At 51.1% G+C, this 20301-nt stretch carries 19 protein-coding genes, 1 tRNA gene and 2 pseudogenes; 11 read left to right on the top strand and 11 right to left on the bottom strand.

Annotated features, from left to right (window positions below; all coding sequences use genetic code 11):
- Positions 1-29: 29 nt before the first annotated feature.
- Positions 30-1403, top strand: a pseudogene (locus IQ219_RS04105) (peptide ABC transporter substrate-binding protein); the annotation flags it as partial.
- A gap of 49 nt (positions 1404-1452) precedes the next feature.
- Here the strand turns inward: IQ219_RS04105 and IQ219_RS04110 are convergent.
- Positions 1453-1526, bottom strand: a tRNA-Asp gene (locus tag IQ219_RS04110).
- Positions 1527-1675: 149 nt separating this feature from the next.
- Complete coding sequence (locus tag IQ219_RS04115) at positions 1676-2278, bottom strand: hypothetical protein (protein ID WP_194071810.1); 603 nt, start codon at positions 2276-2278, stop codon at positions 1676-1678.
- A gap of 115 nt (positions 2279-2393) precedes the next feature.
- On the opposite strand from IQ219_RS04115, the gene IQ219_RS04120 reads away from it, so the two are divergent.
- The 10 genes from IQ219_RS04120 to IQ219_RS04165 all read left to right on the top strand — a co-directional run bounded on the left by IQ219_RS04120 (position 2394) and on the right by IQ219_RS04165 (position 13276).
- Positions 2394-3164, top strand: a complete 771-nt coding sequence (locus tag IQ219_RS04120) for a type 1 glutamine amidotransferase (protein ID WP_194071811.1) — start codon at positions 2394-2396, stop codon at positions 3162-3164.
- A gap of 50 nt (positions 3165-3214) precedes the next feature.
- The gene (locus IQ219_RS04125) at positions 3215-4429 is read left to right on the top strand and encodes an NAD(P)/FAD-dependent oxidoreductase (RefSeq protein ID WP_194071812.1); all 1215 of its coding nucleotides are present in this window, start codon (positions 3215-3217) and stop codon (positions 4427-4429) included.
- A 5-nt stretch (positions 4430-4434) separates the two neighbouring features.
- Positions 4435-4614 carry a hypothetical protein gene (locus tag IQ219_RS04130; RefSeq protein ID WP_190595896.1) on the top strand — a complete coding sequence of 60 codons (180 nt, stop codon included), beginning with the start codon at positions 4435-4437 and terminating at the stop codon, positions 4612-4614.
- A 100-nt stretch (positions 4615-4714) separates the two neighbouring features.
- A complete protein-coding gene (locus IQ219_RS04135) occupies positions 4715-6664 on the top strand; it encodes an N-acetylmuramoyl-L-alanine amidase (protein ID WP_194071813.1) in 1950 nt (649 codons plus the stop codon).
- Between the two features lie 143 nt (positions 6665-6807).
- Positions 6808-7647, top strand: coding sequence for a glutamate racemase (murI, locus tag IQ219_RS04140; protein WP_194071814.1), 840 nt, complete (start codon positions 6808-6810; stop codon positions 7645-7647).
- A 209-nt stretch (positions 7648-7856) separates the two neighbouring features.
- Positions 7857-9266, top strand: a complete 1410-nt coding sequence (locus tag IQ219_RS04145; RefSeq protein WP_194071815.1) for a Rieske 2Fe-2S domain-containing protein — start codon at positions 7857-7859, stop codon at positions 9264-9266.
- Between the two features lie 193 nt (positions 9267-9459).
- Positions 9460-10791: an NAD(P)/FAD-dependent oxidoreductase gene (locus IQ219_RS04150; RefSeq protein ID WP_194071816.1), complete on the top strand. Its 1332-nt coding sequence runs from the start codon at positions 9460-9462 to the stop codon at positions 10789-10791.
- An 89-nt stretch (positions 10792-10880) separates the two neighbouring features.
- The gene (locus IQ219_RS04155; RefSeq protein WP_194071817.1) at positions 10881-11309 is read left to right on the top strand and encodes a hypothetical protein; all 429 of its coding nucleotides are present in this window, start codon (positions 10881-10883) and stop codon (positions 11307-11309) included.
- On the top strand, positions 11309-11785 hold the full coding sequence (gene rimI, locus IQ219_RS04160; protein WP_194071818.1) for a ribosomal protein S18-alanine N-acetyltransferase: 477 nt from the start codon (positions 11309-11311) through the stop codon (positions 11783-11785). The genes IQ219_RS04155 and rimI overlap by 1 nt, the downstream gene beginning before the upstream one ends.
- A 24-nt stretch (positions 11786-11809) precedes the next feature.
- A complete protein-coding gene (locus IQ219_RS04165; protein ID WP_194071819.1) occupies positions 11810-13276 on the top strand; it encodes an FAD-binding domain-containing protein in 1467 nt (488 codons plus the stop codon).
- Positions 13277-13290: 14 nt separating this feature from the next.
- Here the strand turns inward: IQ219_RS04165 and IQ219_RS04170 are convergent, their stop codons facing one another.
- From IQ219_RS04170 to IQ219_RS04210, 9 genes and pseudogenes are all read right to left on the bottom strand, one after another.
- Entirely contained in the window at positions 13291-13797 is a 507-nt protein-coding gene (locus IQ219_RS04170; protein WP_228016701.1) for a Spy/CpxP family protein refolding chaperone, read from the bottom strand.
- Positions 13798-13853: 56 nt separating this feature from the next.
- The gene (locus tag IQ219_RS04175; RefSeq protein WP_228016702.1) at positions 13854-14240 is read right to left on the bottom strand and encodes a hypothetical protein; all 387 of its coding nucleotides are present in this window, start codon (positions 14238-14240) and stop codon (positions 13854-13856) included.
- Positions 14230-14790: a sigma-70 family RNA polymerase sigma factor gene (locus IQ219_RS04180; RefSeq protein WP_368667565.1), complete on the bottom strand. Its 561-nt coding sequence runs from the start codon at positions 14788-14790 to the stop codon at positions 14230-14232. Before IQ219_RS04180 ends, IQ219_RS04175 begins: the two co-directional genes overlap by 11 nt.
- Positions 14791-15025: 235 nt before the next feature.
- Positions 15026-16381, bottom strand: a complete 1356-nt coding sequence (clcA, locus tag IQ219_RS04185; protein ID WP_194071823.1) for a H(+)/Cl(-) exchange transporter ClcA — start codon at positions 16379-16381, stop codon at positions 15026-15028.
- A 9-nt stretch (positions 16382-16390) separates the two neighbouring features.
- Positions 16391-17317: a serine hydrolase gene (locus tag IQ219_RS04190; protein ID WP_194071824.1), complete on the bottom strand. Its 927-nt coding sequence runs from the start codon at positions 17315-17317 to the stop codon at positions 16391-16393.
- Positions 17318-17362: 45 nt separating this feature from the next.
- Entirely contained in the window at positions 17363-17899 is a 537-nt protein-coding gene (locus IQ219_RS04195) for a phycobiliprotein lyase (RefSeq protein ID WP_194071825.1), read from the bottom strand.
- A 131-nt stretch (positions 17900-18030) separates the two neighbouring features.
- Positions 18031-18279 (bottom strand): hypothetical protein, encoded by a 249-nt coding sequence (locus tag IQ219_RS04200; protein ID WP_190595869.1) that lies wholly within the window; start codon positions 18277-18279, stop codon positions 18031-18033.
- Positions 18280-18781: 502 nt separating this feature from the next.
- Entirely contained in the window at positions 18782-20164 is a 1383-nt protein-coding gene (gene psbC, locus IQ219_RS04205) for a photosystem II reaction center protein CP43 (protein WP_014407100.1), read from the bottom strand.
- A pseudogene (locus IQ219_RS04210) lies at positions 20148-20301 on the bottom strand (photosystem II protein D2); the annotation flags it as partial. The pseudogene IQ219_RS04210 and the gene psbC, both read right to left, overlap by 17 nt.

Genomic DNA, 20301 nt, shown 5'->3' on the forward strand with positions numbered 1-20301 from the left:
GTGTATAAGAGACAGGGTCTGATGGGCAACCCTTCTCAGCGGAGGATGTGGTTTTTACCTACAAATTTCTCAGCGACCCCAAAACCGGAGCCACCAGCACCGGCACCTATGAGGCGATCGCCAAGGTGGAAGCTTTAGATAAAAACACGGTCAAAATAACCTTTAAAGAACCTAATCCCGCTTGGTTTTTGCCCTTTGTGGGTAGTGAAGGGATGATTCTCCCCCAACATATTTATCAGGATTTTGTCGGCGAAAAGGCGCGCCAAGCCCCAGCCAATCTGTTACCCATCGGTACGGGGCCCTATCGGGTTGTTAACTTTAAACCGGGGGATGTGGTGTTGTATGAAGTTAACCCCCATTATCGAGACAAGGAAAATGTCGGCTTCCAACAGGTGGAAGTGAAGGGGGGAGGCGATGCCACCTCTGCAGCAAGAGCCGTACTGCAAACGGGGGATGCGGATTTTGCCCTCAATTTACAAGTGGAGGACAACATTCTCCAATCCCTGGCCCAAGGAGGCAAGGGAGAAATTGTGGCGGATTTAGGCAGTTTGAGTGAGCGCGTGATTTTCAATCTTAGTGACCCGGACCCTGGTCGCACCAATGGCGATCGCTCCTCGGTGAAGTTTCCCCATCCCTTTTTGCAGGATCCCCTGGTGAGGAAGGCGATTACGTTGGGCATTGACCGGGATTTGATTGCCAAGCAACTCTATGGCGTTACGGGACAACCCACAGCTAACGTTTTACTGTTGCCCCAGCAGTACGCTTCCCAAAATACAAGTTTTCAATTTAATCCCACCGAAGCTCAGCAATTGCTCGACCAAGCGGGTTGGAAAGACAGTAACGGCAACGGCATTCGAGATAAGGATGGTATTGAGTTGCAAATGGTATTCCAAACCAGCGTTAATCCCCTCCGGCAAAAGACCCAGCAGGTAATTAAACAAACTCTCCAGGCGATCGGGGTGGGGGTGGAACTGAAAAGCATTGACCCCAGTGTGTTCTTTTCCGGTGATCCGGCCAATCCCGATACGTTGGAAAGGTTCCAGGGGGATTTGTCCATGTTCACCACGGGCAACACTAACCCGGATCCGAGCAAATATATGCAAACCTTCACCTGTGGGGCCATTCCCACCGCAGAGAATCAATGGAGTGGAGACAATTATGGGCGTTACTGTAGCGAAGAATACGACCAGATCTGGCAAAAGGCGGTGGCTGAACTAGACCCGGAAAAGCGCCAACAACTATTCATTCAAATGAACGATTTGTTAGTGGATGATTATATTCTGGTGCCCCTAGTGCATCGCGCTAGTGTGGTGGGGGTCGGCGATCGCCTGGATGGGGTGGCGTTAACTCCCTGGGACCGACCCACTTGGAATATTAAAGATTGGCGGCCCAAAGCAAAGTAGTGGAAAGGCTCGGGGGGCTCGTTGAAGGATTATTATTACTCTCTTTTAACGGGTCTGACGGGGCTCGAACCCGCAACTTCCGCCGTGACAGGGCGGTGCTCTAACCAATTGAACTACAGACCCAGGTTTTTCAGACTTTTACCATTACATCAGTTGTGCCGGAGATTGTCAACCCCCGACAAAAAAATCTTGTTTTTCCCAGTCGGGTAAATGGGCCGGGGCAGATAACTTGCCGTAGTCCTATTCCCCGGCTTCGATCCACTCTGGGGTAGCTATTCAACCTGGGCGATCGCCTGGCGGATAGCTTCCCTCTGCTCCTGGTCATAATTCCACCGTTGCAAAAAGGCTTCGTAGGGCCCAGGACCGTCCAAACTTTGTTCTAACTCTGTCAATTTTTCTGGTAAGCCTGGTAGGGATAGCTCGTTGATTAAGGTCTGGGTCCGTTGGGCCACTTGCTGGGAACCCTGGGCCGCCTCACCGTCCCCCGCTCTTTGATGGAGAATTGCTGTGGCGGTGGCCATGGCCAAATTTTTCACCAAAAGTTCCCCCACGATCGCCGGAGAGGAACCTAGGGCCGTCAATAAGGCTGGGTTTGGTTGATCCGCCAGGGGGAAATTTTGGGCAGTGAGAAAAGTGACGAAAAAACCCCGGGCTCCGTTTTCCGTGGCCACCAAATTGGCGATCGCCGTGGTCATTTCCTGGTCACTGATGTTATTTTCCGCAATTTCTAGCAATAGTTCCTGGCTATGGGCAATGGCCTGTTCAAAACTAAGGTCAGTGTAATTAATGGAAGCAACCATGGCATTGGCGTGAGGGTTCAAAGGATGGGCAGTGAGGGAAAGGGAAAGGAGAGCGGGTAAAATCAACGGCAACATCGAAAATGCCTAGGGAAAATGGGAAGATTTTCTCGACTATTGTAGTCAGTGGTGCCAAGATTTACATCCAAACCATGTCTTGATCCCAGGAATTGATCTGTCCCATTAAAAAAGTATGGAATTAACAATCGGCTGGCTTTATCCCAAACTCATGAGCACCTACGGCGATCGGGGCAATGTCATTTGCATCCAACGTCGTTGTCAATGGCGGGATATCCCTGTGAAAATTCTTCCCCTGGAACAGACCAGCAGCGCCGAACTATTTCTCCAAGCCGACGTAATTGTGGGCGGCGGGGCCCAGGATCGACAACAGGAAATTGTCATGCGGGATTTGCAGGGCGCTAAGGCAGAGACCCTAAAAAATCAACTAGACGGCGGCATTCCCGGAGTCTTCACCTGTGGTTCTCCCCAACTGCTGGGGCATTATTATGAACCCGCCCTGGGGAAACGCATTCAGGGTTTGGGACTGCTGGATATGGTCAGTAAACATCCAGGACCAGAAGCGAAACGGTGCATTGGTAACGTGGTGTTTGAAATTACCGCTGAACCCCTCCGTCAGGAATTACAGGCCATGACCGGGGAAATTCCCATTGTGATCGGCTTTGAAAACCACGGTGGCCGTACCTACCTCCAAACGGTTGCTCCCCTGGGTAAAGTTAAAACCGGCTATGGCAACAACGGCGAAGATGGTTTTGAAGGGGCATTCCACCAAAAGGCGATCGCCACCTACTCCCATGGCCCCCTGCTGCCGAAAAATCCCTTTTTAGCTGATTGGTTGATCCGCACAGCCTTGGAGAAAAAGTATCAAGAGCAAGTACAGTTAGCGCCCCTGGAAGACCGCCTGGCCCAGCAAGCCCGCGCCGCCATGCTCAAACGGCTAGAATAGGAGCAATTTGATTACGAAACGTAACAAGCCCTCACCACTGGCTAGAGATTATGACGGACGCTCGACCACGGATTTGTATTTTAGGGGGAGGTTTTGGCGGACTTTATACCGCCCTGCGCCTCAGTCAACTGCCCTGGGAGGGCCATACCCCACCGGAAATTGTCCTCGTCGACCAACGGGATCGGTTTTTGTTTGCTCCTTTTCTCTACGAATTGGTGACGGAGGAAATGCAAACTTGGGAAATTGCTCCCCCCTTTGTGGAACTGTTGGCGGAATCAGGGGTAGTTTTTCGCCAGGCAGAAGTGACGGCCATTGATTTTGACCACCAGAAGGTGCTGTTAAATGACCAGGACAAGGGGGACGAAAATTTAGCGTTTGATCAGTTAGTCATTGCCCTGGGGGGTCAAACTCCTTTACCCAATCTACCGGGGCTGAAGGATTATGGTTTGGGATTCCGCACCCTGGAAGATGCCTATAAACTCAAGCAAAAGTTAAAACTATTAGAACAATCCGATACCGAAAAAATCCGAGTGGCCATTGTCGGTGGGGGCTACAGTGGGGTGGAATTGGCAGCCAAACTCGGCGATCGCCTGGAGGAAAGAGGCCGCATCCGCATTATTGAACGGGGCCAAGAAATTTTAGCCATGTCCCCAGAATTCAATCGTCAACAGGCCCAGGCCAGTCTCTCCGCCAAGGGCATTTGGGTAGATACGGAAACCACCGTCACCGCCATCACCGCCACCGATGTCACCCTCCAGTTCCGGGAACAGGAAGATGTAATTCCAGTGGATTTGGTGCTTTGGACTGTGGGCACCACCGTTTCCCCCCTCATCCGTAATTTAGCCCTGCCCCATAACGACCAAGGTCAGCTTAAAACCAATGCCCAACTGCAGGTGGAAGGAAAAACTAACATTTTTGCCTTGGGGGACGGGGCCGAAGGTCGGGATGCCAACGGTCAATTAATTCCCACCACGGCCCAGGGGGCATTCCAACAGGCAGACTATTGTGCTTGGAACATTTGGGCTAACTTAACTGGACGTCCTCTCCTGCCCTGTCGTTATCAACCCCTAGGGGAAATGCTGGCCCTGGGCACCGATGGCGCTGTGTTGAGCGGTTTAGGCATTAAATTAAGTGGTCCGGCCGCTTTATTGGCCCGCCGGTTGGTCTATCTCTACCGTTTTCCCACTTGGCAGCATCAATTAACAGTGGGATTGAATTGGCTTACCCGTCCCCTGGGGGATTGGCTCAAAAATGAACCTTCCTGAGGGGAATGTCGTCTAAAAAAACTGCCTTCCCCGGCGATCGCCTCAATGGTAGCTGGGGGGGAAAGACCTGGTTGGGCCCCGAAAGGCTCTACTTGCTTGCTTTGGGAACTGTATTGCGGTTACTATCTCCCAAGACTATACGCCATACCGTTTTGATTAATGTTCCCGTTGGCGGCGGCCCCTAACAATCCGCTGAATGACTTGTTACCACCCCAATGCTCTGGATGGGTCATCTGGGGGAAGACAAAAGGTCCGTTCAGCGGTTCATTGAGTTGAGAAGTCCCTATGTCAAGATTGCCTGGTTTTGCTCTTACCTTTCTATCGGTCTTGTTAACCAGTCTGCCAGCCATGGCGGGGCAGTTAGTTAACTGGAATTTCAATGCTTCCCAAAATCGGTTCACTTTCTACACCAATTCCCGGGTACAGCCCACCGCCCAACTGATCCCCAATCCCACCCGCATTGTGGTGGATTTACCCGGCACCACCTTGAGTGGCCCGACCGTGCGCCAAGCCGGATCTGGCAGGGTGAGGGAAATTCGTATTGGGGAGCCGGACAGTTTCACCACCAGGGTAGTGATAGAACTGGAAGCAGGCTACACGGTTGATCCCCAACAGGTTAAGGTCCGGGGCATCACCCCGACCCAGTGGGTGGTGGAATTGCCTACCCCCGAACTGGCCCCAGCGAGCAATAACAATGCTCCTGCCCCCAATCCCGACGGTTCTTCTCTGCCTAGTCAGAATTTAACTGCAGCTAACTCCCGCCGCGCCGGTCAGCAGGACTTACAGGTCACCGGCAATGGGCTGTTTGTCCGTTTGGATAAAAACGGTGACAACAGTAATATTCGTATCCAACCCAATGCGCGCCAATCCACGGTTAACTTTGAACTCGCTGGGGCGGTGCTCCCGGAAAGTTTGGTGGGGCAGTCTTTGCCCGTGGGGCAATACGGAGTGGAAGAAATTAAGTTTTCCGACAATCCCAATAATCCCCGCCTTTCCCTGGCCCTAGCGGACAGTGGCGGAGGCTGGAATGCCTACTATAGCCGGGTGGGGGGAGGCGTAGTTCTGCTCCCAAAGCAGATTAACCGGTCCGGGGGCTCTAACCAAGCTCCTGGATCGGCGGCCGTTCCGGTCAGTAATAACACCTCTAATTCTTCCCCCAGTTCTTCTGGTAATAGAAGCCCCAACAATCGCCTCGTGAGTCAGGCTTCCAACCGTAATCTCGCCAATATCACCGCCATTGAGGTGACCAGGGATGATAGCCAATTGATCATCCGTGGCGATCGCCAGATTAGTGCTAGGGGGAATTTCAATCGTCTAACGGGTAACTACGAAATTCGTTTAGACCGGGCCCAACTGTCCCCCCAGTTCCAAAGTCCAGAGTTGGTCACGGGGGGCCCCATTTATCAGCTCAATATTCGCCAGGAAACCACCGATTCAGTTTTAATTCTGGTTCAGCCCAACACTGGTCGTCGTTTTGGTCGTCTGTTTCGTTCTGGGGGCAATCTTTATGCCTTGGAATTAATTCCCGATGCCACCGCCAGCCGGCCGTCGGGCAATTTATCCGCTAGTTCTTCCCCGAGAGGTACCGGTGGAGACCAAGTCTCCATTGCTGTTCAGCCGCCCCCAGCCAATGCGGGCCCTAGTTTTCCCCCGGAGTGGAGCAGTCCCCCCGCAGGCAATTTACCCTCCATTCCCAGGGGCAGTCGTTTAGTGGTGGTGGATCCTGGCCATGGCGGCAAAGATCCCGGGGCGATCGGCATCAGGGGAGTGCAAGAAAAGGACGTAGTGCTATCCGTTTCCCGGTATGTACAGCAATATTTGGAACAACAGGGAGTCCGGGTATTAATGACTCGCACGGGGGATTATTTCATTAGTCTCCAAGGCCGCACCGACATGGCTAACCGGGCTGGGGCTGATTTATTTGTTAGTATCCACGCCAATTCCATGGGCATGGGGCGTCCCGATGTTAATGGCTTTGAAATTTACTACCACGGCAATGCAGGCCTATCCCAAGCCATCCACCGCAATGTGGTTAACTCCCTAAATGTGCGAGATCGCCGGGTGCGCCAGGCTCGATTCTACGTTTTGCGTAATTCCCGCATGCCCTCTACCCTAGTGGAAATGGGCTTTGTCACCGGCAATGAAGACAATTACAAACTGACTAATCCTGCTTTTCAACAACAGATGGCCCAGGCGATCGCCAAGGGAGTTTTGGAGTATCTGCAACAAAGATAAGTCTTGTCCGTCCATAGAATTCAAATTCAGAGAAACTTGACTTGTATGAAGGATATGGTAACTAAAACCTATTTACTTCATCTATTATTCGTGTTTCAATGACAAGCATCTTTCCTTAATTAACAGGTATAGTCCCATATAAAATGCGTGAGCCCCAGCGTAGCCGAATTGGCGTTTTTGATAGTGGTGTGGGTGGGTTAACCGTTCTACGTGAGCTGTATCGACAATTACCTAAAGAATCAATTCTTTATTTTGGCGATACCGCACGGCTACCTTACGGCAACAGATCCCCGCAAGTTATCCTCCAATATGTCCGGGAAATCCTTACTTGGATGGCAGAGGAGGAAGTGAAAATGGTAATCATGGCCTGCAACACCAGTTCTGCTTTGGCCCTGGAAACCGTACAACAAGAATTTAATATGCCAATTTTGGGAGTTATCCTCCCTGGGGCCCGGGCGGCAGTGCGTCAAGGTCGGCGCATCGGTGTTATTTCCACCCCGGCTACGGCGGCCAGCAACGCCTATCGCCATGCTATCCACGAAGTCAACCCCGATGCCTTAGTTTGGCAGATGGGATGTCCAGAATTTGTCCCCCTAATTGAGCAAAACCGCCTCCATGACCCCTACACCCTAGAGGTGGCCAAGGGTTATCTAAAACCCCTCTTAGATGCGGACATTGACACTCTGGTATTTGGTTGCACCCATTACCGTCATTTAACCCCCGTCTTCCAGCAAATTTTGCCTTCCCATATCCGCCTAGTGGATCCAGCCAGCCATGTGGTCAAGGCGGCCCGGCAAGAGTTGGAAGTGATGGGACTACGGAATTCAGAAATGTCCATTGCCACCCGTTTCACTGTTAGTGGTTGTCCTCAACAGTTTGCGGAGCTTTCCCAACAGTGGTTGGGCTTTACCCCCATGGTGGAAAAAATTTCTTTGCCCTGCTTGAGTTCAATCTACCCCCAACCTTTGGAAATACGGGAGTAGAATGCTAGTCAGATTCTGGCATTCCTTCTTGCCTGATGGCTCGGAATTCCTGAACTAATAACTCCAATAACAGCGATCGCCATGCTCAACTTTTTCGGGAGGCGATCGTTTTTTGTTGGGGGCCAAAGGTCATCAATAATCGTTACAATTCTTAATAGTCCGCCCCGGGTAATGGCTATCCCCCGTCCTGGAACCCCACTAGTTTTACTATGACCAGTCTCTTAACTTCCCCCCGTCAAGATCAAGTTGTCGCTGAGTCCTTGCCAGCTGGGGGCTTGGACCAAAACAAATTTGACTGTCGGGCAGTGTGGTATCCCCTGGCCTATGAAGAGGATTTGGACCAACGTAGGCCAACTCGTTTTACTCTGTTGGGGGAAGATTTGGTGATTTGGTGGGAGGAAAGTGCCCAACAATGGCGGGTTTACGCCGATCAATGTCCCCATCGCTTAGCCCCTTTATCGGAAGGCCGCATTAATGAAGCCGGACAGTTGGAATGTCCCTACCACGGTTGGACTTTTGCCGGGTCAGGTCAATGTCAAGCCATTCCCCAACAGTATGCCGACGGCCGAGCCCACACTAGTAAACGGGCTTGTGTGCGTGCCCTCCCCACTAGAGTGGCCCAGGGTTTATTGTTTGCTTTTCCCGGAGCTGTGGAGCTAGCGGAGAAAGTTGCCCTGCCATTGGTGGATGTATTGGAGGAAGACCAATCGGAGTGGGTTTGTCTCAATACTTTTCGGGATTTGCCCTACGATGCCTTTACCCTAATGGAAAATGTGTTGGATTCCAGCCATATTCCCTACACCCACCATAAAACCGTGGGCAAACGCAGTAATGTTAGTCCAGTGGATTTGGAAATTGTCCACGGCGATCGCCAGGGCTTTACCGGTGTTTGGGAAGAGGGGCCGAGGAAAGGTACTTTGGGTAAACAAACCACCACTTTCATTGCCCCGGGATTGATGTGGCACGATCTAACTTCCCAGCAATTTGGCCGGACTTTAACGGTGGTTTATGCCACGCCCATACGCCCAGGGGAATGCCGTTTATTTGCCCGTTTTCCTTTCAAATTCCCCAGTAAGTTGCCCCGCTTTGCGATTGGTTTAACCCCTCGTTGGTACTCCCATTTAGGACAGAACCGGGTGCTAGAAGATGACCAAATTTTTCTCCATTTCCAAGAAAGATTTGTGCAGAGCAAGGGGGGATCGCCAAACTACGAAAAAGCTTGTTACCTGCCCACTAAGGCCGATCTATTTGTGGCGGAATTCCATCGTTGGATTGAACAGTATCAAGTTCAACCCTTTGGGGAAAGTTCTTTACCCGATCGCCAATCGGTAGAGCAATTGATGGACCGTTACCATTCCCACACCAAACATTGTCATAGTTGCCGCAACGCCCTTGCTAACATTGAAAAAATTCAAACCGGGAGCCTGGCGATCGCCATTGCCTGTCTAGTGGGTTTGCCGATGGTTTGTTTAAGTTTTACCCCTAATTTTGCCCTGGGATTGGGTTTAACAATACTGACTGGTTTAGGTTTTAGTCTCTGGGCTGGGCTAGGCAAATTTAAACAATCTTTTTACCGAGGTAACCCCATTCCCCCAAGGAATATCCCTGACAAAAGTTAATCCTTTGTGTTCGTTGTGAAAAAAACGTTGTCATTGACTATTGGCCCTGGTTCTTTTGTCGAAACCAAGGCCACTGAACTAAAGTTTGAGTCAGGGTTTGCCCAATAATAATCGGAATCTTTGTAACAACCATTACTGGTAAGCCCCAGGGAAATGATTACCATTAACAAATCGTAATATTTTTGCCGTTGCTATGAATGCCTCCACCTCTCCCCGTCGTCCCCATGTGGTTATTGTCGGGGGCGGCTTTGCCGGTCTTTACACTGCAAAAAATTTACGGCGATCGCCAGTAGATATCACCCTGATTGACAAGCGAAACTTCCATCTGTTTCAACCCTTGTTGTATCAGGTGGCCACCGGCAGTCTTTCCCCGGCGGACATTGCTTCCCCGTTGCGGGGGGTGCTGAAGGGCCAAAAAAATATTCGTGTGTTGATGGATAAAGCCATCGACATTGACCCAGATAAACAAAAAGTGGTGCTGAAAGACCATGCCCCCATCCCCTACGACTGGCTGGTGGTGGCCACTGGGGTAAGTCATCATTACTTTGGCAATGACCATTGGGCTGCCCTGGCACCGGGGTTAAAAACTATTGAAGATGCTTTGACCATGCGCCAACGGATTTTTGCGGCCTTCGAAGCAGCGGAAAAGGAAAGTAACCCAGAAAAGCAACAGGCTTGGTTAACCTTTGTCATTGTCGGGGCCGGGCCCACCGGGGTGGAATTGGCCGGGGCGATCGCCGAAATTGCCCACAGTTCTCTCAAGGATAATTTCCATCGCATTGACACTAGAGAGGCAAAAATTTTGCTGATTGAAGGGGTTGATCGAGTACTGCCCCCCTACAAGCCCCAACTGTCAGCCCGGGCCCAACGGGATTTGGAAGACTTGGGGGTAACGGTGTTAACCGAAAGAATGGTGACGGACATTAACCCGGAGCAGGTGACAGTACATAACAATGGCCAGAGTGAAACCATTGTGGCAAAAACAGTGCTCTGGGCCGCTGGAGTACGGGCTTCCGGCCTTGGTAAAATCATTGGCGATCGCACTGGGGCCGAGTTGGACCGGGCCGGCCGGGTGGTGGTCAACCCTGATTTGAGTGTGGCCAGTTTTGACAATATTTTTGTGCTGGGGGATTTAGCTAATTATTCCCACCAAGGCGATCAACCCCTGCCCGGTGTGGCCCCCGTTGCTATGCAGGAAGCGGCCTATCTAGCCAAGCTCATTGGCGATCGCCTACAGCATCGGGAGACTGCCCCTTTTCGTTACCTGGATTACGGTAGCTTGGCGGTGATTGGTCAGAATAAGGCGGTGGTTGACCTGGGCTTTGCCCAATTTACGGGACTGGTAGCCTGGATGATCTGGGTTTGGGCCCACGTTTACTACCTGATTGAATTCGACAACAAGCTAATTGTCATGTTGCAGTGGGGCTGGAATTATTTCACCAGAGGCCGGGGAGCTCGCCTCATCACTGATACCCCCAATCCCCAGAACACCTCCACTGTGCCAAAGGAATTAGTCCGCCCCTAGGAGCCAATTCGGTAAACCCCACCATAGCTTGATCAGACAATGCCTTAAACTGTGGAGAATAAGGCTATGGGCCCGAGCCTGGGAAAATAATGTTACACTTCGCCCAAATTACCATTGACCAGCAGGAAAATTGCCATCAACTAATGGTTTTGGCCAGTTGCCAGAATCATCAGTGTTGGCAAAGGAGCAACTTTACCCTGCCCCTGGGCAACCCAGGCCATTGGACTGAAGGGTCTTTAGTGTTGGTTCAAACCGATGCCGACCAGCAGGTAGAACAAATTCGGGATGGGCTGGACTGGCTACTGGAAATTTTGGAAATTGTCCCCACTGCCAATGGTTTTACCCCGGATCAAGCCCTTTCTTCTTTGGTAAAACAGGAAAAGAGGAGAGTAGAGGCCTGGCGTCAGGAAATGGCCGCCAAAAATTTAGATTTGACCAAGCGGCAAATTGAACTAGAAACCCAACGGCAACAATTAAAAGAGTTGGAATTAAAACTGCAAGAGCAGGTGGCGACCTAATGGTTCCGCTTCTCTGCCCCAAATACGACCTTTTTTGGCCCCATCGGGAAGACCTGCCCCATTTTGCCCAGTTAGACCAGCAGTGTTTGGGGGGAATGTGGACCCTAGGGGGTTATGAGCGGGAATGGGATAGCGATAACAGCGTTCTGCGGGGAATTCGTTTAGCAACTGGGGGAGACTTGGTGGCCATGGGGGCCTTTTGGCAAATTTTAGAGGAAGCCCACATCACTTTGTTGGCCGTGGCCCAGGCCCATCGGCGGCAGGGATTGGGAAAAATCCTGCTCCAGTCCCTTTTGGCCACAGCGGCACACCGACAGTTGGAACGAGCTACTTTGGAAGTGAGGGCATCCAACCAGGTGGCTATGGACCTCTACCATCAATTTGGCTTTCAGTTGGCGGGACGTCGCAAGAGTTACTATCCCGATGGAGAAGATGCTCTAATTCTCTGGAAAAACCATTTGACCCCCCCTGCCTAGTAACAAACCAGGGAAAACGGCACAATGGGGGAGCAGTTGATTTTGTTGCCCATGTCTGACCAGTCTGACCACCCCCTAATTTTGCTGTGGCACCGTCGGGATTTCCGTCTCCATGACCATTTAGCTTTGGCGAAGGCCCGGCAAAAAACAGCCAGAATTGTCGGTGTCTTTTGTCTGGATAACAAAATTCTGCAAGCTAAAGCCATGGCTCCGGCCCGAGTGGCTTACCTACTCGGTTGCCTACAGTCTTTACAGAACCATTACCAACGTCTCGGTAGTCAACTGCTGATTTTTCACGCAGATCCGGTGCAGTTGTTGCCAAAATTGGCCAATACCTTGGGCGTCCACAGTGTTACTTGGACCTTGGATACGGAACCCTACGCCCAACAGCGGGATTTAGCAGTGGCCCAAGCCCTAAGGGAACGGGGTTTGGCGATCGCCACGGAATGGGATCAACTCATGCATCATCCGGGGGAAGTGTTCACCCAAGCAGGTAGCCCCTACACGGTTTACACTCCCTTTTGGAAAAATTGGCGTCAGTTACCCAAAGCAAGTCCGGTGTCCACGCCCAAGGATCTACAGGGTTTAAGTGCGGCAGAACAGGAAAAATTAGACCCCTTGGGGCCCCAGGCCATACCCCAGTTAACGGATTTGGGTTTTAGCTGGGACCAACCCCTCCCATTAGCGCCGGGGGAAGAGGCGGCCGAGGAAAGATTGGCCTGGTTTGTGGCCAATGTCCTAGAGGAATATCAACAAACCCGCAACTTCCCTGCCCTCGATGGCACTTCCCAACTGAGCGCCGCCCTCAAATTTGGTGTTATTTCCCCCAGAACCCTCTGGCAAGCCACTGTGGCAGCTTGGGACCAAAGTCGCAGTGAGGAAGCCCGGGCCAGCATTGAAACTTGGCAACAGGAACTAGCTTGGAGGGAATTTTATCAACATTGCCTTTACAGCTTTCCCGCCTTAGCCCAGGGGCCCTATCGATCGCCGTTTCAGGAATTTCCCTGGGAGGAAAACCAAGACCATTTCCAAGCTTGGTGCGCCGGGGAGACCGGTTACCCCATCATCGATGCGGCCATGGCCCAGTTAAACCAAACGGGCTGGATGCATAACCGCTGCCGGATGATTGTGGCCAGTTTTTTAACCAAGGATTTGATTCTCAATTGGCAATGGGGGGAATTGTATTTTATGCAGACCCTCTATGACGGTGACCTAGCGGCCAACAATGGGGGTTGGCAATGGAGTGCTTCTAGCGGCATGGACCCCAAACCCCTGCGGATTTTTAACCCCTATACCCAAGCCCAAAAATTCGACCCGGAGGGGGAATATATCCGCACTTGGTTACCCCGGTTAGCCCCCTTCGACACAGGGGATCTGTTAACCGGCAAACTTTCCCCCATTGAAAGGCGAGCTGTTAACTATCCCGACCCGGTGGTAGACCATAATCAGCAACAACGGGAATTTAAACGGCGTTATCAGTTGGTCAAATAGCCCCTAGCCGCCCGTTATTGTTGACTGCCCATGCCCCGGCGACCCTGGCGACTATTACGACGTTCCTGCATTAATTCGGAGAACTTTTGCCGTTGTTCCGGGGTTAACACCTGACGACTTTCTAGCATGCTGTTGAAGCGCAGTTCTCCCAGTTGTTGACGCAAATTGGCTACTTGACTATGTTTGGCCCGAATTTCGCTGTCACTGCCATTACCGGCCATCAGGGTGCGCAGCTCGTTTTGGCTAGTGCGTAATTGTTCAGATAGGGATTGCATTTGCCCCTGATACTTTTGACGAATAGCTTCCAGTTGCTGTTTTTGGCTATCAGTCAAATTTAGGGATTGCATCCATTGGCCTTGGCCTCCCTTTTTGTTGCCCCAGCCCCATTGGCTGATCAATTGCTCGGTTTCGTCGCCACTTTGCCAATGTAAATCTAAATTCTGGTTTTGGGCTATGGCAGGGACAGCGGTCAGAGTACAGGCTAAACCGCTCAGCAGACTAGCAATAATAATTTTTTTCATGGTGATCAAGTTCTTTGAAAAATTGAGTGAAGAGATAAAAATGGCAAAAAATAGTCCTATTGCCCTGGGGAATCGGTCAGTAACCACCATTCCTGGTTAGGGTTATCCATGGCTCCTAAGCCGTTAACGCTGTCGGGATAGATGGCCCCAGACCAACTTTCCTGGAGAAAAGCTTCTAGTTCGGCCATGTCCGGTTCCCGGGCCGTTTGCATCGGCGATCGCCAACCCAAGAGTCCTGCCCCCACTAGGCCAACGAGTAGAACTCCTCCCCCCAGCCATTGCCAAGAAAGACCAGAAACGAAGGAACGACGGGGACATTGCTTAATCCGTTGCAAAATTTGGTTTTCCAATTCCGGCGACGGAGCGGGAATCCCAGGGCGATGGGCCTGCAAAAAATGCTTCAGTTTACCCTCCTGGTCGGCGTTAAAAGAATTAAAAGACATCTTGAACTCCCTGTTGTTGCAAGAATTCCCGCATGGCTCGCCGGGCATAAAATAAACGGGATTTGATGGTGCCCCCAGGCAAATTGAGTACCTCCGCAATGGTCTTTTGAGGCAAGTCCTCCAGATCGTGGAGCACCAACACAGTGCGATGCTCAAAACTGAGGGTAGCCAAGCCCTGTTGCACTAAATCCTGGTAGTGGAGTTGCAACAGATCGGGGCTGTCCTCTGGCCGAGACAATTGCAGGGAGATTTCTCCTTCATTGTCAGCTAAGGCAGAACTTGGTTGATGAATCCGTTGGCGTGATCGCCCTAATTGTTTGCGGGCATCCTGGGCCACGTTCCAGGTGATGCGATAAAGCCAGGTGGCAAAAAAATTGTGATTGCGGAGTTTGGGCAATCCTTTCCACACCTTGAAAAATACCTCCTGAACTAGGTCATCGAGTTGATCCTGTCCACAAAGTTGATAAAGGGTGGAACGGACTTTAGCTTGGTACCGACGATAAAGTTGACGAAAGGCCTCGGCATCACCCTGCTGACTTTGCTGGATAATGCTAGCTTCGTTTTCCCCCACCGCTGGATTGACTAAGGGCTTAACCAACAAAACCTACCTCTTTGGCGGTTACGGGGGTTTAGACCGAAGGGGTTAGCCCAAGGTTCAAAGGGAAGGCTAAATTTTCTTGCGGCTGTTATTGGCGGGGACCCCATTCGAACCCTGGGAATTTACATAGAGAACCAATAAAGATCTTCTGAAGGATGGGGCTTTAAATCCATTTTTCTGGTCAATCTTACCCATGTTTCTGTTTGGCTAAAGTTCTCTCTAGCAACACTGCATAAATAGGCTTCCCCCCCAATCCTTCCGCCACCACACTAGCCACTAGGCAGGTGACCAACAGAGGCAAAATCACAAAATAGTTATCAGTCATTTCAATGGTGAGCAAAATGGCTGTCAATGGAGCCCGCACCGTTGCGGCAACTAAAGCCCCCATACCGGCGATCGCCATCACGGCGGGTTCGGGAATTTGGGCAGGAAATAGTAAATGAAAATGCCGGGCTATGACAACGCTAGCAATGGAAGCAATACCCAACATGGGGGCAAAAATACCACCAATCGCCCCGGAGCCGTAGCAAATCAGAGTTAACAAAAATCTGCCGCAAAATACGAGTATTAACGTGGAAGAATGGGACTGGCTGTTAAAAGCCCAGAGCACTGCGTTATCCCCGCCATTGGTGAGGGGTAAGGGCAATAGGGACAAAATCCCGATGACTGAACCGAGGATCAACCCCTTCCATTGCACCGCCAGGGGAGGGAGCCGGTCAAACCAGTCCAATAGTTTGAATAGACCCCGATTGAAGGCGTAGCCCATGACCCCAAACAAAACGCCCAAAATAATGAACATCCAAAGGGAATCCAGGGGTACCCGTTTAAATTGGGTCAAACTGATAATGGCAGATTGCCCCCGAATCACCCGCAGCACAATGGTGGCCATCACACAGCCAAACAGTAGTCCGTGGTAGGCCAAAGTTTGATTGCGAAAACGGGGCCGCATTTCTTCCCCAATCAGCGCCATGCCTGCCAAAGGGGCATTAAAAGCCGTGGCCAACCCAGCCCCGGCCCCCACTGCAATTAAAATTCGTTGATTTTCTTGGCTAGCCTTGAACCAGCCTCCCGCCATTTGCCCAATACTTCCCCCCATTTGAATGGTTGGCCCTTCAAAACCCGCCAACATACCGGCCCCCAGGGATAAAAAGCCCCCCACTAGTTTGATGGGCAATACCCTCTGCCAGATCAGGGGTAATTTTCCGTCTAAATGTCCTTCAATCTGGGGAATACCACTGCCATTGGTGTCCGGGGCAAAACGCTTCATTAACCAAAAGCTGGTGGCCACCATGCCCCCACTAACTAGGGCAGTCACCAGCCAAGCTAACGGAGGTATGGGAGACAAAAGGCTGGCCAATTGCGATCGCCATTGGAGCACATTATTAACAGCGGACTTAAAACTAGCCCCCACCGCTCCGGTAATCAGCCCCACCACAATGGCCGCCAAAAGGGTGCGGGGATGAAGGGAATGGGCACTGTCGGTTAAATTTTTGGGTAGTCTATCTAACCAGCGTCGATTTGACCTTTCAAAGTGGGAAGCCATGGGTCTGGTTTAGTAAGCATTGGCGAAGGCTTGGGAAATAAACGGTAATAAACGACGATCTCCGGCGAGGGCGGAATTTTCAGTGAACACCACCAACAGGTAGGGACTCTGGTGGGGAATTTCAATGTAGGCACAATCATGGCGCACCTGGCTGGTCCAACCGGCCTTGGACCAAATTTGGGCATCTTTGGGTAATGCTTCACCGAGAAAGCCAGTAATTTGGTTATTCTCTCCCGGGGGGGCTGGAGCCACGGTCAAATCCCGCTTGAGCAATTGCATCATCTGTTGGGAACGGGTTGATGACACCGCCACACCGCCAATGATACTGTGCAGCAACCGGGCCACAGCGTTGGTGGTTAACATATTACGCTGTTCGTACAGTTCCCCCACAAAGGCCCTTTCCCGGCCGTAGTAACCATCGCCCCAGGTTTTTTGATTGACATTAATATTCTGCAACTCCTCCCAGCCCAAGGATTGAAAATAACGGTTCACAATATTGCGCTGTTGCTGCCAGGTTTCAAAAGGCCCCGGCGGTAACATGGGCCCACTGCTGGTGCCGGTGAGTGTATCCACCACTAAACTGGTGGCATCGTTGCTGGAGTCCACGATCATATCCCGCACCGCCCGCTCCAATTCTGGGGAATCCTTAACCATGCCCCCTTCTAACCATTCCGCCATGGCCACCAGGTAAAACAATTTCACCACGCTAGCGGGATAAATACGTTCAATGCCCCGGTAACTAAAGCCCCGCACGGGGTACTGCCAAAATTCATTGGCGGCGATCGCCCCTCCAGTATTGACCATCACCGGCGCGTCATAAACTAACCAGGTCAGGGCAATTTGGTCCCGTTGCAAAGCAGGAAAGGTCTGCCAGGTGCTTTCAAGGATGGCCTGGGCCATATCCTCCAGGGCCGGATCTTGCTGAAAAAATGCCATGGAAAAACGGGTAAAGGAAAAATTTCTGGCCAAGGTTAGCCATTGCTAATTGTTCTGATCCGCCGGAGGTAAACGCCGGATATCGGAATAGAAAGCACTATGACTATAACCTCCCCTCCTTTGGATCAGGCTGGTGCGGAGTCGTAGGTTAGGGCTAGCATACCAATGTCTTTCCGTCAGGCGAGTTTCTCCGTCCTGTAAATTCAAGGTCAAACACTCGTCTGACCCCAGGTGATAATCCCCGCGCAGGAACACTTTGCTCCCATCCCCAGTGCCCCGCCAAAGCCGACCCTGTTCCGGGCGATCGCCATCGGGCAAAAAACCGTAGTAAATGGAGCCGATATTTTTGGGCTTACCCCAGTCTACGGAAGTATCCCAACTTAATTGCAACATAATTAATCCTTCACCATGGTCTAAATCTGCCAGGGCTTGGAGCGATTGCCCTAGCTCAGTTTGACTATCCCACCTTTGCACTGTCACATCGGATTTGTCATTGCCCGCTTCATTTTGCTCAAAACTATAGTTAGTACGTTGGGAAAGCCATTTTCCTTCCCAGGCGGTGATAAAGTCCAAAAACTGCATAGCGAAAAAGCTTCTCGGGGGCAACAGGCTTCATTTTAGGCTATTGGGGGTGAATCGATGGCAGGGGATCTGCAGAAATTGGCGTTAACAACCCAGTAGTTAGTCTAAATAAACTACCTGATTGCACTCGCCTAGAGACCAGTGCCATTCAGCATTCGCATTACCACGTCAATAAATTTTTCACCCCAAACAATTGACAGTAGGCCACATAATGTAACTAGCAATAATGCAACACCTACTTGAACAAGTCCAAAATTGTCAAATGTCGAATATGTCACAGGAATTAATAGTACAAGGGCGCCAACTGTAGCCCCTCCCAAAAAACGATAGATAACTTTTAAAGATGAATGTTGTTTGGGATCGGTGTTGTCAGAGGTCATCAGAAATTCCTTCAATACTTTAAAACAATGGGTAACGCTGCTACGCTTTTGCTACCTAAACAGAGTATCTAACGATCGGGTAAAGGAGCAAGTTTTAGTTATATTCCGATCCCTATCCTCAGAACCGTACATACAACCTTCACTGTATACGGCTCAAGCAGCGTCTTGAAATATGGATTCCGGTTAATTTTCGGTCGGTAGTATTAGCTTATTGAGACATCCTGTTTTCGCTAAAGGGGTCGGCATTGGTTACCCTTCCATTAGTGTTTGAACATTCCAAAGGGGCCATCCCCATCCAGTTAAACACCAGCGGGGAAAGGTTTTTGGAAGCCTTTCCAACTCCCCTGAACAACTTTCGAGTCGCGCGTCTAATAGGTAACTAGCCTCACTCCAAAAAATAGGATTATCTTAAAAATAATAATCCCCCACCAAATGGGCAGGGGACACTAATCAATTGGATTTAACTAAAGCAAAACCTTTGCAAAATCAGAAAAGTCTCAATCTAGTCGAGGTCAGGCATGAACAACGTGGGTTCAGTTTCCCGGTCAATGCCTTTTTCAAACCCGGCAGCCGCCGCCCGAGCACGACCAGCATGCCAGAGGTGACCCACCAGGAAGAAGAAGCCAAGGACGAAGTGGGAAGTCGCCAACCAAGCCCGGGGAGAAACGTAGTTAAAGGAGTTAACATCGGTGATTACCCCACCCACGGAGTTCAAAGAACCAAGGGGAGCATGGGTCATGTATTCAGCCGCCCGACGTACCTGCCAGGGCTGAATGTCATTGCGGAGCTTGTCGAGGTCCAAACCATTGGGGCCACGGAGGGGTTCCAACCAAGGACCACGGAAGTCCCAGAAACGCATGGTTTCACCACCGAAGATGATTTCCCCAGAAGGAGAGCGCATCAGATATTTACCCAAACCAGTGGGGCCTTGGGCAGAAGCAATGTTAGCGCCCAAACGTTGGTCCCGCACCAAGAAGGTGAAGGCTTGGGATTGGGAAGCTTCCATGCCGGTGGGGCCATAGAATTCACTGGGATAGGCAGTGTTGTTAAACCAAACAAAGACGGAGGCAATAAAGCCCATCAAGGAAAGGGCACCCAAGCTGTAGGAAAGATAAGCTTCCCCAGACCAGATCAGGGCACGGCGGGCCCAACCGAAAGGCTTAGTGAGAATGTGCCAAATACCACCGGAAATACAGATCAAACCAATCCAGATGTGACCACCGATGATGTCTTCCATGTTGTTGACACTGATGATCCAACCTTCTCCCCCAAAGGGCGCCTTCAACAGATAGCCAAAGATAATCGCCGGGTTGAGGGTGGGGTTGGTGATCACCCGCACGTCCCCACCACCGGGGGCCCAGGTGTCATACACACCGCCAAAGAACATGGCTTTAAAGACCAGTAGCAAAGCACCACAACCCAACAGGATCAAGTGGTAACCAATGATATTGGTCATCTGGTTTTTATCTTTCCAGTCGTAGCCAAAGAAGCTGGAATACTCTTCCAACACTTCCGGGCCGCGGAGGGCGTGGTAAATACCCCCAAGGCCTAAAACTGCCGAAGAAATTAAGTGCAGTACCCCTACCACAAAGAAGGGAAAAATATCAGTCACTTCCCCAGCGGGACCAACGCCCCAACCCAGGGTAGCAATGTGGGGCAGAAGAATTAAACCCTGTTCATACATGGGTTTTTCGGGAATGAAGTGGGCAACTTCAAACAGGGTCATGGCCCCAGCCCAGAAAACGATCAAACCGGCGTGGGCCACGTGGGCACCAAGCAATTTACCGGAGAGATTAATCAGTCGGGCATTTCCCGACCACCAAGCAAAACCGGTAGAGGGAAGGTCACGTCCCCCCACCATCGAAGTATTAGAGAGCGTTACCACGGGGGAGAACCTCCTCAGGGAAGATAAAGTTTTCATGGGGTTGATCTTGGGGAGCCATCCAGGCGCGCATCCCTTCGTTCAACAAAATGTTTTTTGTATAAAACGTTTCAAATTCCGGGTCTTCCGCTGCCCGTAGT

It is taken from the genome of Synechocystis sp. LEGE 06083, assembly GCF_015207725.1.
Lineage (GTDB): Bacteria > Cyanobacteriota > Cyanobacteriia > Cyanobacteriales > Microcystaceae > Synechocystis > Synechocystis salina.

Coding starts and splice junctions, on each gene's coding strand:
- rimI (WP_194071818.1), top strand. CDS start 11,309: ATGGTTCCGCTTCTCTGCCCCAAATACGACCTTTTTTGGCCCCATCGG.
- IQ219_RS04150 (WP_194071816.1), top strand. CDS start 9,460: ATGAATGCCTCCACCTCTCCCCGTCGTCCCCATGTGGTTATTGTCGGG.
- IQ219_RS04165 (WP_194071819.1), top strand. CDS start 11,810: ATGGGGGAGCAGTTGATTTTGTTGCCCATGTCTGACCAGTCTGACCAC.
- IQ219_RS04200 (WP_190595869.1), bottom strand. CDS start 18,279: ATGACCTCTGACAACACCGATCCCAAACAACATTCATCTTTAAAAGTT.
- IQ219_RS04190 (WP_194071824.1), bottom strand. CDS start 17,317: ATGGCATTTTTTCAGCAAGATCCGGCCCTGGAGGATATGGCCCAGGCC.
- IQ219_RS04135 (WP_194071813.1), top strand. CDS start 4,715: ATGTCAAGATTGCCTGGTTTTGCTCTTACCTTTCTATCGGTCTTGTTA.
- IQ219_RS04195 (WP_194071825.1), bottom strand. CDS start 17,899: ATGCAGTTTTTGGACTTTATCACCGCCTGGGAAGGAAAATGGCTTTCC.
- IQ219_RS04155 (WP_194071817.1), top strand. CDS start 10,881: ATGTTACACTTCGCCCAAATTACCATTGACCAGCAGGAAAATTGCCAT.
- IQ219_RS04125 (WP_194071812.1), top strand. CDS start 3,215: ATGACGGACGCTCGACCACGGATTTGTATTTTAGGGGGAGGTTTTGGC.
- IQ219_RS04115 (WP_194071810.1), bottom strand. CDS start 2,278: ATGTTGCCGTTGATTTTACCCGCTCTCCTTTCCCTTTCCCTCACTGCC.
- clcA (WP_194071823.1), bottom strand. CDS start 16,381: ATGGCTTCCCACTTTGAAAGGTCAAATCGACGCTGGTTAGATAGACTA.
- murI (WP_194071814.1), top strand. CDS start 6,808: ATGCGTGAGCCCCAGCGTAGCCGAATTGGCGTTTTTGATAGTGGTGTG.
- IQ219_RS04130 (WP_190595896.1), top strand. CDS start 4,435: ATGTCGTCTAAAAAAACTGCCTTCCCCGGCGATCGCCTCAATGGTAGC.
- IQ219_RS04175 (WP_228016702.1), bottom strand. CDS start 14,240: ATGTCTTTTAATTCTTTTAACGCCGACCAGGAGGGTAAACTGAAGCAT.
- IQ219_RS04120 (WP_194071811.1), top strand. CDS start 2,394: ATGGAATTAACAATCGGCTGGCTTTATCCCAAACTCATGAGCACCTAC.
- IQ219_RS04145 (WP_194071815.1), top strand. CDS start 7,857: ATGACCAGTCTCTTAACTTCCCCCCGTCAAGATCAAGTTGTCGCTGAG.
- IQ219_RS04170 (WP_228016701.1), bottom strand. CDS start 13,797: ATGAAAAAAATTATTATTGCTAGTCTGCTGAGCGGTTTAGCCTGTACT.